12 protein-coding genes are annotated in these 12,031 nt (G+C 58.1%); all 12 read right to left on the reverse strand.

Annotation, left to right across the window (positions count from 1 at the left end; genetic code table 11):
* Positions 1-144: 144 nt before the first annotated feature.
* Positions 145-927, reverse strand: coding sequence for a lysine/arginine/ornithine ABC transporter substrate-binding protein ArgT (argT, locus tag LAC65_RS10635; protein ID WP_039379096.1), 783 nt, complete (start codon positions 925-927; stop codon positions 145-147).
* 274 nt (positions 928-1,201) lie between these two features.
* A complete protein-coding gene (locus LAC65_RS10640) occupies positions 1,202-1,771 on the reverse strand; it encodes a UbiX family flavin prenyltransferase (protein ID WP_039379099.1) in 570 nt (189 codons plus the stop codon).
* A gap of 136 nt (positions 1,772-1,907) precedes the next feature.
* Entirely contained in the window at positions 1,908-3,425 is a 1,518-nt protein-coding gene (gene purF / locus LAC65_RS10645) for an amidophosphoribosyltransferase (RefSeq protein WP_039379102.1), read from the reverse strand.
* A 36-nt stretch (positions 3,426-3,461) separates the two neighbouring features.
* Entirely contained in the window at positions 3,462-3,947 is a 486-nt protein-coding gene (gene cvpA, locus LAC65_RS10650) for a colicin V production protein (RefSeq protein WP_039379104.1), read from the reverse strand.
* Positions 3,948-4,196: 249 nt separating this feature from the next.
* Entirely contained in the window at positions 4,197-4,958 is a 762-nt protein-coding gene (gene dedD, locus LAC65_RS10655) for a cell division protein DedD (RefSeq protein ID WP_039379106.1), read from the reverse strand.
* The gene (folC, locus tag LAC65_RS10660) at positions 4,948-6,216 is read right to left on the reverse strand and encodes a bifunctional tetrahydrofolate synthase/dihydrofolate synthase (protein ID WP_039379108.1); all 1,269 of its coding nucleotides are present in this window, start codon (positions 6,214-6,216) and stop codon (positions 4,948-4,950) included. Before folC ends, dedD begins: the two co-directional genes overlap by 11 nt.
* Positions 6,217-6,387: 171 nt before the next feature.
* Entirely contained in the window at positions 6,388-7,296 is a 909-nt protein-coding gene (accD, locus tag LAC65_RS10665) for an acetyl-CoA carboxylase, carboxyltransferase subunit beta (RefSeq protein ID WP_039379111.1), read from the reverse strand.
* 132 nt (positions 7,297-7,428) lie between these two features.
* Positions 7,429-8,091, reverse strand: coding sequence for a DedA family protein (locus LAC65_RS10670; RefSeq protein WP_039379114.1), 663 nt, complete (start codon positions 8,089-8,091; stop codon positions 7,429-7,431).
* Between the two features lie 34 nt (positions 8,092-8,125).
* A complete protein-coding gene (gene truA / locus LAC65_RS10675; RefSeq protein ID WP_039379116.1) occupies positions 8,126-8,932 on the reverse strand; it encodes a tRNA pseudouridine(38-40) synthase TruA in 807 nt (268 codons plus the stop codon).
* Positions 8,932-9,942, reverse strand: coding sequence for an aspartate-semialdehyde dehydrogenase (locus LAC65_RS10680; protein WP_039379119.1), 1,011 nt, complete (start codon positions 9,940-9,942; stop codon positions 8,932-8,934). Before LAC65_RS10680 ends, truA begins: the two co-directional genes overlap by 1 nt.
* A gap of 92 nt (positions 9,943-10,034) precedes the next feature.
* Positions 10,035-11,186, reverse strand: coding sequence for a 4-phosphoerythronate dehydrogenase PdxB (pdxB, locus tag LAC65_RS10685; protein ID WP_039379120.1), 1,152 nt, complete (start codon positions 11,184-11,186; stop codon positions 10,035-10,037).
* 57 nt (positions 11,187-11,243) lie between these two features.
* Positions 11,244-12,017: an AraC family transcriptional regulator gene (locus LAC65_RS10690; RefSeq protein ID WP_039379122.1), complete on the reverse strand. Its 774-nt coding sequence runs from the start codon at positions 12,015-12,017 to the stop codon at positions 11,244-11,246.
* Between the last annotated feature and the right edge of the window lie 14 nt (positions 12,018-12,031).

The following is a 12,031-nucleotide window of genomic DNA, read 5'->3' on the forward strand; positions in this document are numbered from 1 at the left end:
GGACAGTCCTGACCAGGGATATGAATCACGGAAGGATAGCGGCAAGCGTATGAACCCCGGGAGTTTACATAAGTAAGCGCCCGGAGTGAATAGTTATGGCCCCGGTTCCTGTCACTCAACCCGCAGTATCAGGAAACAGGTCGATCAGTCACCGTAGACGTTGAAATCGAAATATTTTTTCGCAATCTTGTCGTAGGTGCCATCTTTGCGCATCTCATTAAACGCCTTATCGATGGCGGCTTTAAGATCGCTGTCATCTTTGCGCAGGCCCATGCCGGTGCCTACACCAAAGATTTTGTCATCTTTCACCGCCGGGCCAGCAAACGCATAGTTTTTGCCTACCGGCTGCTTCAGAAAGCCTTCGCTCGCCTGCACTTCATCCTGGAAAGCGGCATCAATGCGTCCGGCGTTCAGGTCCTGATAGACCAGATCCTGATTTGCATAAGGCGTCACGGTAACGCCCTTCGGCCGCCAGTATTGATTCGCATAGGTTTCCTGCGTGGTACCCTGCAGCAGACCGATATTTTTGCCCTTCAGCGATTCAATCGTTGGCTGCAGCGGAGAGCCTTTTGCCGCCACCAGACGGGCGTTAGCCGCATAGAGTTTTTCCGAGAAGCCAATCTCCTCCTGACGCTTTTCGGTGATAGAGAGCGACGAAATAATGGCATCAATTTTTTTCGCTTTCAGCGACGGAATAAGCGCATCGAAATCACTTTCCACATAGGTACATTTGGCCTGAATGCGTTTGCAAATCTCATTGGCAAGGTCGATATCAAACCCCACCAGCTGGCCCTGGGCATTTTTTGACTCAAACGGCGGGTAAGTTGGATCGGTCCCGATACGCAGCGACTGCGGTACTGCGGCAAAAACGCTGGCGGTGCCGGTCATTGCCAGCAGCAGGGAGAGAGCCAGAACTCGCTTTTTCATAGTTTACCCTCAAGTGACGTGCTTATTGTTATGTGGTGTGATGTGTGTTTTGCGCTGAATGGATTGCAGTTTTCATGCCAGGTCTCAGAGCTGGCGATGCAGCATGCAGGCGCGCTAACGAGAGCGTCGTAACGGGACGCAGAGAGTTCGTTATGAAGGGAATATAACAGCGGGATGCAGAAGAAAAAGCGAGTTTGCTAACTTTTAGTGCAGATTATGCACGAAGAGTGATCGACACCGCGAATTTGCACATCCATTGTGCAGCGCGCAACGTTTATGCGCCATTCCAGCGCATGAACAGATCTTCCGGTAGCGTGATATCAAACTGATCCACCACGCGATTAACCGTCTGGTCGACCAAATCCTCAATACGCTGCGGCCGGTGATAGAAAGCCGGCACCGGCGGCATGATCATCGCGCCCAGTTCAGCCGCCGTGGTCATCATACGCAGATGACCGACGTGCAGCGGGGTTTCGCGTACGCAGAGCACCAGGCGGCGCTGCTCTTTCAGCACGACGTCAGCGGCGCGCGTCAGCAGGCTGTCGCTGTAGCTGTGTACAATGCCGGAGAGCGTTTTCATTGAGCACGGCAGGATCACCATACCCAGCGTTTTAAATGAGCCGGAAGAGATGCTTGCCCCGATATCCCGCACGTCATGCACCACGCTGGCAAGCGCCTGCACATCCCGCACGCTGTAGTCAGTTTCCAGCGCCAGCGTCTGGCGCGCTGCCGGGCTCATCACCAGATGGGTTTCCACTTCCGGCACCGATTGCAGCACCTGCAGCAGCCGCACGCCGTAAATTGCGCCGCTGGCGCCGGAAAGACCCACGATGAGACGTTTCATAACTCTGCCTTACTCTGTTCAGAATCGGCAATGATAGCCTGCCACAGGCAAAAATGCGCTGGCGCCCGGTGAAAAAGCGCAAAACAGACGGGGCAGACTTTCGCCTGCCCCGCGGGAGTGCCGGATAAAAGCTCAATCAGCCTTCGTTATGGATCTCCAGCCCTTCCACTTCGTTCTGACGCTGCAGCGCTTTGGCGTCGTCGTTACGCAGCGACTGCAGATACTCGAGGTATTGCTGATCCACATCCTTAGTGACGTAAACGCCGTTGAAGACGGAGCACTCAAACTGCTCAATGTCCGGATTCTCTTCGCGTACCGCTTCGATCAGATCGTTCAGATCCTGGAAGATCAGCGCATCCGCCTTAATCAGCTTGCGGATCTCCTCCACCTCACGGCCATGGGCAATCAGCTCGGTAGCACTTGGCATGTCGATGCCATAGACGTTTGGAAAGCGGATCTCCGGTGCAGCCGACGCGAGATAAACCCGTTTAGCACCCGCCTCGCGCGCCATCTCGATAATCTGTTCAGAGGTCGTACCGCGCACGATAGAGTCATCCACCAGCAGCACATTTTTATCGCGGAACTCTGCACGGTTGGCGTTGAGCTTACGGCGAACGGCGCTGCGGCGCAGATGCTGGCCCGGCATGATAAAGGTGCGGCCCACATAGCGGTTTTTCACAAATCCCTGACGGTAGGGCTTGTTCAGGATGCGCGCAATCTCCAGCGCGGTATCGGTCGAGGTTTCCGGAATCGGAATCACCACGTCGATATCGAGATCTTCCCACTCCCGGGCAATTTTTTCCCCGAGCTTGGTGCCCATGCGCACGCGCGCGCTATAGACGGAAATCTTATCCAGGAAAGAGTCCGGGCGGGCAAAATAGACATATTCAAACAGGCAGGGATTACTTTTCGGGTCCTCTGCACACTGGCGGGTCGAAAGCTGGCCCTGTTCAGTGATATAGACCGCTTCACCCGGCGCAACGTCACGAATGAACTCAAATCCCAGCGTATCCAGCGCCACGCTCTCCGAGGCAACCATATACTCTGTGCGGCCATCCTGCATGTCGCGCTTGCCGAGCACCAGTGGACGAATCCCGTTCGGATCGCGAAACGCCACCATACCGTGTCCGATAATCATCGCCACCACGGCATAAGCGCCACGCACCTGCTGATGCACTGCCGCTACCGCGGCAAAAATGGTTTCCGCATCGAGCGGATAGTGCTGAAAGCGATCCAGCTCCTGCGCAAAAATGTTGAGCAGGATCTCTGAATCGGAGGTGGTATTAACGTGACGGCGACCGGTCTCAAACAGCTGTTTGCGCAGCTCATGCGCATTGGTGAGATTGCCGTTATGCGCCAGCGTAATACCGTAAGGAGAGTTAACGTAAAATGGCTGCGCTTCAGAGGCGCTGGAGCTGCCGGCGGTAGGGTAACGCACGTGGCCGATACCGATATTGCCCTGCAAACGCTGCATGTGGCGCGCTTCAAACACGTCGCTGACCAGACCATTTGCTTTGCGCAGACGGAAGCAGTTCAGCGCATCAATAGTACAAATGCCGGCGGCATCCTGTCCGCGGTGCTGCAGCACCGTTAACGCGTCATAGATCGACTGGTTTACTGGCATAAAACCGGTGATACCAACAATACCGCACATATTGTCATTTCCTCATTAGCCGCACTCCCGATGGTGTCACCGGGGTAAAAAACTTGACGTGCTTTTCAGGTAATCAAAAAACCACCTGATGATATAACTGAACTGGGGAATGAGCTGAGACTGTTGCCAGTCCGGGCTTTTTGAAAAGCCGGTGAATGTATCAAGGAAGAAAAGAATGGCGGAAACAATCAGCACGCCACGCAACGCCCCGAAACAGACCCCCAACACCCTGTCGGTTCCCGACAAGCCGGTTTTCTCAACCAGCGAGCCGATCACATAGTTCACGATGGCACCCACAATCAGGGTGGCAACGAATAACACCGCAATTGCGATGCCGTTGCGAACCAGTTCGTCGTTAAAACCTGTAAACCAGACTGCCAGGTAGGCGTAGTAATGACTGGCGACAAAAAACGCGCATCCCCAGGTAACAAGAGATAAGGCTTCCCGGACAAACCCGCGAATCAGGCTGACCAGAGCCGAAAAACCAACTACCGCAATAATGACGTAATCAATCCAGATCATGAACGCTTCCAGTACAGTGCTTCGCACCCCTGCATCCAGTTCGGGGCGCATTCTAACAGAAAAAGAAAACGTTTGCGTAGCCTTTTCCCGTTCGCGGTGATGAAAAAGGGCGAGGAAAAATAATTCCTTCGCCCGTTACTATCAGCAATATTTAACTAGCTGATTTTAAAATTAATTACCTGCTTTAACCCGGCATTTACGCGCTATAAGCCACGCCTGTTACTGCTATCGGCGTGGCTTATCAGCCTGTCAGCGCACGCTATAGGGTTTCACCACGCCGCCCAGTCCGGAAACGCTCTGCAGCTCGCTCAGCGAACTTTGCAGCTTCGCTTTAGAGGCGTCAGGTCCGACGTAGATACGGGTGATTTGCCCCTGCACCGGCGATGACGGCACAGTAAAGGCGCGGTAGCCAGAGAGCCGCAGCTTCGCCACAATCTCGTCCACTTTCGCAGCGTTCTTCAGTGCGCCAAGCTGTACCACATACGCCTGCCCGGCCGGGGCGCTGGCTGGCTTCTGCGTTTCTGCCGGCTTGCTCTGCTCCGCTGCTTTTGGCTGCTCTGCGGGTTTTGGCGTCTCCACCGGCTTCGGCTTCGGTTGCTCTGCCGGCTTCGGCCTGCTCTGCTCGGTGGTTTTAGGTTTCGTCTGCTCAGCCGGTTTCTGCTGGGTTCTGGGCTGCGTCTGCTGATGCACCGCCGGTGGCGTGACTACGCTCGGCTGGCTGTTCTGCACCGGCTGCGCGCTGCCGCTGACGGCCGGATTTTGCGTGGCCTGAGTGGTCGCTGACTGCTGCGCAGCACCGGCACCTTCCGGCGGCTGCGACGGCAGCGGCTGCGTGACCGGCGGCACCATTTCGCTATCCTGCTGATCGTCAGGTTTTGGCACCAGCGGAATCGCTGCAAACTCTTCCTTATAATGCTTTTTCTTACCGTCCAGCAGGCCCGGCAGCACAATGACACCAATCGCCACCAGGATCACCGTGCCCACTAACCGATTTTGAAACTTACTCGCCACTGCCGTTCTCCGCTGCCATCGATTCCATAACCTGTGCTACGGTGTGAAATGACCCACACACCAGAATCACATCCTGCCGGCTGGCCTGCGCACGCGCCGCCCGCCACGCCGCATCAACGCTGGTATACGCCGTACCGCTCTCCAGATGCGCAAGCAGCTCCTCTGCCGATGCGCCACGCGGACCCGCCAGCGGCGCGCAGTACCAGTGCGTCACCTGCGGCGCCAGCGCAGCGAGCGTACCGGCAATATCTTTGTCGTGCAGCATACCCGCTACCGCATGAACCGTTCCGCCCGCGGGCAGCGCTGCCAGACGCGACGCCAGCCAGGCAGCCGCGTGCGGGTTGTGCGCGACGTCCAGAATCACCTGCGGCGCATGGCTTATGGTCTGGAAACGCCCTGCCAGTACCGCCTGCGGCAGATGCGCGCGGATAATGGCGTCAGGCACCTGCAGACCCGACGCGCGTAACGCAGCCAGCGCCGTGGCCGCATTAGGCAGCGGCACCTGCGGCAGCGGCAGATCGCGCAGCTCACCCTGCGCATCCTGCAGCATCCAGCTATCACTACCGCCCTGCCACTGCCAGTCGCGATTGACCTGATGCAGCACGGCACCGGTCTCTGCTGCCACCGCAGCGATGCTTGCCGGCATCTCCGCTTCGCCCACTACGGCAGGTTTACCGGCGCGGAAAATACCCGCTTTTTCCCGCCCGATACTCTCGCGGTCGGGGCCAAGCCAGTCCGTGTGATCGAGTGCGATACTGGTGATCACCGCCACATCACTGGCAACAATATTGGTGGCATCAAGACGGCCACCCAGTCCGACTTCGAGGATCACCACGTCAAGATTCGCCTGGCGGAACAGATTAAGCGCAGAGAGCGTGCCAAATTCAAAATAGGTGAGCGAGGTATCACCACGCCCCGCCTCGATTTCAGCAAAGCTGGCGCTGTGCTGCGCCTCCGGCAGCTCCGCACCCTGCACGCGTACGCGCTCGGTGTAGCGCACCAGATGCGGCGAACTGTAGACGCCCGTACGGTAGCCTGCTGCCATCAGTAGCGTTTCCAGCGTGCGGCAGGTGGTGCCTTTGCCGTTGGTGCCGGCGACGGTAAAGATAAAGGGAGCGGGTTTCAGCAGGTCAAGCTGCGCGGCAACGCGCTGAATACGATCCAGACCCAGTTCAATCGCCTGTGAGTGAAGATGCTCAAGATAGTGAAGCCACGTGGCCAGCGGCGACGTGCCCTGAGGAGGCTGATGCGTGTTCATGAGTCCCGTCTGTTGCGTAGTACAGCTCATCGTTCAGCGCAGCGGCGGAAAGAGAGGCCTGCGCGCGGCTGATGGCTATCAACAGGCAGGAACCGGCACGGCTGCTCACTGAATAATGGGATGTACGGAATGAAAGTAAAAAGGCGCATCGCTGCGCCTTTCGGTTGCCTGTCAGGCGTCGTTGCTTTCTGGTTCCACCACCACCGGTGGCTCGCCATCCAGCTGCGGAGCCGGCAGGTTCATCATTTTTGCCAGCAGGCTGGCCAGCTTAAAGCGCATTTCCGGACGACGGATGATCATGTCGATCGCGCCTTTTTCAATCAGGAACTCACTGCGCTGGAAGCCCGGCGGCAGCTTTTCACGTACCGTCTGCTCAATCACGCGTGGACCGGCAAAACCGATCAGCGCTTTTGGCTCCGCCACGTTGAGATCGCCCAGCATCGCAAAGCTGGCAGAAACGCCACCCATGGTCGGGTCAGTCAGCACGGAGATATAAGGCAGACCGCGCTCCTGCATTTTCGCCAGGGCCGCACTGGTTTTTGCCATCTGCATCAGCGACTGCAGCGCTTCCTGCATACGTGCACCGCCGCTGGCCGAGAAGCAGATCAGCGGGCAGTTATCTTCCAGCGCCTGCTCTACGGCACGCACAAAGCGCGCGCCCACGACTGAGCCCATCGAGCCGCCCATAAAGGCAAACTCAAACGCCGCCGCCACAACCGGCATGCCGTGCAGCTGGCCTTTCATGACGATCAGCGCATCTTTTTCGCCGGTGTCTTTCTGGGCCGCTACCAGACGATCCTTATACTTTTTGGAGTCGCGGAACTTGAGCAGATCTTTTGGCTCCAGCTCGCTTCCCAGCTCAACCATCGACCCTTCATCCATCAGGCTATGCAGACGCTCGCGCGCGTGCATACGCATGTGGTGGTCGCACTTCGGGCAGACCTCAAGGTTGCGCTCCAGCTCGGCGCGGTAGAGCACCTGACCACAGCTGTCGCACTTGGTCCACACCCCTTCCGGGATGCTGGCTTTGCGCGTAGGCGTCGTGGTGCTTTTATTCAGTATGCGTTCAATCCAGCTCATTGATGACCTTTCTGTTTAATGCTGACCTGGTCCAGTCTTTTCGTTACTGCTGAAATCACCTTCAGCAGGCCGTAAATGTCGCTCATTAAACCACAACCTGTTCACGCTGTGGATAAAAATCTGGTGACGGGCTTACTGCGATTTCTGCTGACGCGCCTGACGGCGATGACGCCATACTTCAATCACGCCCGGCAGTATCGATACCACGATAATGCCGACAATCAGCAGCTTGAGGTTCTCCTGCACCACCGGCAGATCGCCAAACAGATAGCCGGCATAGGAGAACAGCAGTACCCACAACAGCGCGCCCGTAACGTTGAAGAGCGCAAAGTGGCGATAGGACATATGTCCCATACCCGCCACGAAGGGGGCAAAGGTTCGCACGATTGGCACAAAGCGCGCAAGTATAATGGTTTTACCGCCGTGGCGATCGTAGAACGCATGGGTTTTATCGAGATAGCTGCGGCGGAAGATTTTAGACTGCGGATTACTGAATAGCTTCTCACCAAACAGGCGGCCAATGGTGTAGTTCACCGCATCGCCGAGAATAGCAGCGATAACCAGCAGCGTGACCATCAGGTGCACGTTTAAGTCGTTGCCCGGTAAGGCAGCAAGCGCGCCTGCCACAAACAGCAGCGAATCACCCGGCAGGAATGGCGTCACCACCAGACCGGTCTCGCAAAACAGGATCAGGAACAGGATGGCGTAGATCCAGATGCCATACTGCGCCACCAGTTCGGCCAGGTGCACATCAATGTGCAGAATAAAATCGACAACAAAATGGATAAACTCCATACCAGCTAACTCCCTGACACCCTACGGTTAAAAATTAATCTGCGAGGAACAGTGGTCCCGGCGCAGGCTGTGGTAACGCAAAATGGGACGGGTAATCCACCGCCACCAGGTATAACCCTTCCGCTTTCGCGGTTGCCGCTGCCAGCGTGCGATCTTTTGCCGCCAGCAGATCCGCTATCCAGCTCTCCGGCTGATTGCCATTGCCAACCTCTATCAGGCTGCCGACGATGTTACGCACCATATGGTGCACGAAGGCGTTCGCTTTGATATCGACAATGACAAATGCCCCCTGCCGTATGACGTTCAGATGGATCACGTTACGCCATGGCGTACGCGACTGGCACTGAACGGCACGAAACGAGGTGAAGTCATTTTCACCCAGCAGATGCTGACCGGCACGCTGCATTTTCTCTGCGTCCAGCGGATGGTAGTAGTGCGTCAGCCCGTTGCCGAGAATAGCCGGGCGCAGCCGCTGATTATAAATCACATAGCGGTAGCGTCGCGCGGTCGCGCTGAAGCGCGCGTGAAAGCTCTCCGGCACCGCTTTTACCCAGCGTACGGCGATATCATCCGGCAGATTGGCATTGACCCCCAGCGTCCAGGCGCTGTCAGCGCGCCGGGAAGTGGTTTCAAAATGCACTACCTGACCGGTGCCGTGTACGCCTGCGTCTGTCCGCCCGGCGCAAAACACGCTGACGTCATGGTTCGCTACTTTCGCCAGCGCTTTCTCCAGCTTCTCCTGCACGCTGCGTACTTCATTTTGCCGCTGCCAGCCATAGTAGCGGCTGCCGTCATACTCAATGCCCAGCGCCAGCTTCAGGGTTGTCGCCTCCGCCTGCATCAGTAGAAATACTCCTGCACCAGCTTCTCCGCCGTTTTCACTGCCATCAGCGCGCCGCCAAAGCGTACGTTATCCGCCACCGACCAGAACTGCAGCAGCTCCGGAATGCCGTAGTCGTTGCGCAGGCTGCCAATGCTCAGCACTTCATTACCGGAGGCATCACCAACCTGCGTCGGGTAATCCCCCTCTTCGCTCAGGCTGATATCTTCCGCACGCGCCAGTTCATCACGTGCCTCTTCGGCAGAGAGCGGACGCAGATTTTCCAGATAAACGATTTGCGCATTACCGTAAAACACCGGCGCCTGCACGCTGCTGACGGCAATCGGCAGTCCCTCATCCTGCAGCACTTTACGCACCTGCTCCACGACGCGACGTTCACTTGCCACGCTGCCGCTGCTGTCTGCCTGCTGCGGCAGCAGGTTAAATGCCAGCTGACGGCCAAAATAGTGTTCGTCAGGCGGAATGCCATTCAGCAGGCGCGCACTCTCGCCTGCCAGTCCATCCACGGCAGCTTTGCCCTGGCTGGATACTGACAGCAGGTTTGTTACCTGAATGCGGCTCAGCCCGGCGGTTTCAACCAGTGGCTTGATGGCGCATAACAGCTGGCTTACCAGCGCATCTGCCACGCTGATGATATTACGGTTACGGTAGTCCGCCAGTACCTGCGGGTTCACATCCGGTACCACCAGCGGCACATCCGGCTCCAGCGCGAACAGATCGCTGCTGTCGATCACCAGGCATCCCTGGCTCGCCGCCTCTTCTGCGTAGCGGGCTGACGCCTCGCGACCGGCAGTGAAAAACGCCAGCTGCGCCTGGGTCCAGTCGAACTCAGCCGCATTCTGTACGCGCACCGAACGGCCGGCAAAACGCAGTGTTTCACCCGTGCTGTTTTCGCTTGCCAGCAGATGGATCTCACCAACCGGGAACTGGCGTTCCGCCAGCAGTTCCAGTACAGCGTTTCCTGTGGCGCCTGTTGCGCCCAGTAGCGCAATATTCCAGCCGTCAGACATGTTGGTTTACTCCAGACAATGACATAAAAACAGAAGGCGGTAATGATACCGCCTCATAATTCAGATTCGTTCCCGCTGTGCGCCGTGGCGCATCATTCCGGGAGAGAGGATGGCTGCCCCTGCAGGCTGACGCGAAAGCCCAGCTGCTTCAGCATGCTGGCGCTGGCAGCGTTGTCGCAGATCACCTGCAGCGAAGACCACTCACGGCGCTCTTCGTACTGCCGGCGCAGCCGGTCAAACTCGCCCGGCTGGTCTGCTGCTTTACGCAGCGGCGCGTCGTCGCGGCGCACATCATACACCAGGTGTGCCAGTCGTTTCAGCGTTGCCTGATCGAGTTCACCGTGCAGCGTGATGCTGCTGAACTCCGGCGGCGGCAGCAGACTCTCCAGCGCCACCTGCTGCGGCTGGCCGATAAACGCGCTCCAGGCTTCAAAGACCTGCGTCGTGCCACGCGCTTTACCCTCCAGCGTGTAGCCTGCGATATGGGCGGTAGCGATATCCACGCGCGCCAGCAAATCGAGACTGAGATCGGGTTCCGGCTCCCATACATCCAGTACCACGCGCAGATCGCCACGCATTTTCAGCACTTCCAGCAGCGCAGCGTTGTCAACCACCGGACCGCGGCAGGCGTTAATCAGAATGGTATCGGGCCGCAGCGCCATCAGCAGCGCCGCATCCGCCAGGTGCCAGCTTTTATAGCGCCCCTCTTTGTTGAGCGGCGTATGAAAAGTCAGGATATCCGCCTGTGCCACCAGCGTTTCCAGCGTATGAAACGGTCCGGTATCGCCACGATCGGCACGGGGCGGATCGCACAGCAGCGTTTTAACGCCCCAGGCTTCCAGTCGCGCCTGCAGACGGCTGCCGACGTTACCCACACCCACGATGCCCACGGTGCGATCGCGCAGCGCAAAGCCGTCACGTTCAGCCAGCAGCAGCAGCGCAGAGAAGACATATTCCACCACGGCGATAGCGTTGCAGCCTGGTGCGGCAGAGAAGCCGATGCCGGCTGCCTGTAGCGAGGCCTGATCCACGTGATCGGTGCCCGCGGTGGCAGTGCCGACAAATTTTACCGGCGTGTCCGCCAGCAGCGCCGCATTGACCGGGGTGACCGAGCGCACCATCAGCGCGCTGGCATCGCGCAGCTCCGCTTCAGGCAGCGGACGGCCCGGTACGGCAACCACCTCACCGGTGCGGCTGAAGAGTTCACGGGCATAGGGCATGTTTTCATCAACGAGAATTTTCACGGCGGTGGTCCTGTCTGCGGGAAATGAACGCCGGCTAGTGTGCCACAAAGGCGGCTGTTAGCCTAACCGGCTGCGATAGCGTTCCGGGGAGGTGCCCGCCTGCTGCTGAAACATAACAATCAGCGCCGAGGCGGAGCTATAGCCGAGTTCATGAGCGATAGCCTGCACGCTCTTGCCCTGCTCCAGCAGCGCAAGCGTGCGCAGAAAACGCAGCCGCTGCCGCCACTCGCTAAAGGACATTTTCAGCTGCTGCTGGCAGCGCCGCGCCAGCGTACGTTCTGTAGTAAACACGCGCTGCGCCCACTGCGCCAGCGTGGTGTTATCGCCGGGATTGGCCTCCAGCGCACGCAGCACCGGCGCAAGAAACTTATCATCTGAGGCGGGCAGATAGCTGGTATGCGCGGGTGCCTGGCGCAGGCGATCCAGCAGCACATCACACAGGCGCCACTCCGCCTCGCTCTGCGGCTGCGCCAGCGCGCGCTGCGCGAACTCATTCATAATCGCATGCGTTATCGCATCCGCCGTCAGCAGGCAGGCGCGCGCCGGCAGGCCGTGACACAGTTCGGCTGCCAGATTCAGGGTACGAAACTGTGCCTGACAGTGGTTATAGCTGCTGTGTCGCTGGCCGGGAGGGATCCATACCGGCATCTCAGCCGGGGCCAGCAGGCGCTCGCCTTCAATGTCCAGCTCCAGCACGTGGCGGGTAACAAAAATCGCCTGGCCCCACGCATGCTGATGCGGCAGATATTCGGTGCGCGCATGCGTCTGTTCGTAACGCATAAAAATGCGCGGCGCGTCAGCGGGCGGGCAATAGGCAACCTGAATAGTCATTCTGTCCGGTCATT

Origin of the sequence: Pantoea eucrina, from assembly GCF_020079945.1 — a bacterium.
GTDB classification, from domain to species: domain Bacteria; phylum Pseudomonadota; class Gammaproteobacteria; order Enterobacterales; family Enterobacteriaceae; genus Pantoea; species Pantoea eucrina.

Excerpts from the sequence above, each read along its gene's own strand:
- argT (WP_039379096.1), bottom strand. The coding sequence starts at position 927 with ATGAAAAAGCGAGTTCTGGCTCTCTCCCTGCTGCTGGCAATGACCGGC.
- LAC65_RS10640 (WP_039379099.1), bottom strand. The coding sequence starts at position 1,771 with ATGAAACGTCTCATCGTGGGTCTTTCCGGCGCCAGCGGCGCAATTTAC.
- purF (WP_039379102.1), bottom strand. The coding sequence starts at position 3,425 with ATGTGCGGTATTGTTGGTATCACCGGTTTTATGCCAGTAAACCAGTCG.
- cvpA (WP_039379104.1), bottom strand. The coding sequence starts at position 3,947 with ATGATCTGGATTGATTACGTCATTATTGCGGTAGTTGGTTTTTCGGCT.
- folC (WP_039379108.1), bottom strand. The coding sequence starts at position 6,216 with ATGAACACGCATCAGCCTCCTCAGGGCACGTCGCCGCTGGCCACGTGG.
- accD (WP_039379111.1), bottom strand. The coding sequence starts at position 7,296 with ATGAGCTGGATTGAACGCATACTGAATAAAAGCACCACGACGCCTACG.
- LAC65_RS10670 (WP_039379114.1), bottom strand. The coding sequence starts at position 8,091 with ATGGAGTTTATCCATTTTGTTGTCGATTTTATTCTGCACATTGATGTG.
- truA (WP_039379116.1), bottom strand. The coding sequence starts at position 8,932 with ATGCAGGCGGAGGCGACAACCCTGAAGCTGGCGCTGGGCATTGAGTAT.
- LAC65_RS10680 (WP_039379119.1), bottom strand. The coding sequence starts at position 9,942 with ATGTCTGACGGCTGGAATATTGCGCTACTGGGCGCAACAGGCGCCACA.
- LAC65_RS10690 (WP_039379122.1), bottom strand. The coding sequence starts at position 12,017 with ATGACTATTCAGGTTGCCTATTGCCCGCCCGCTGACGCGCCGCGCATT.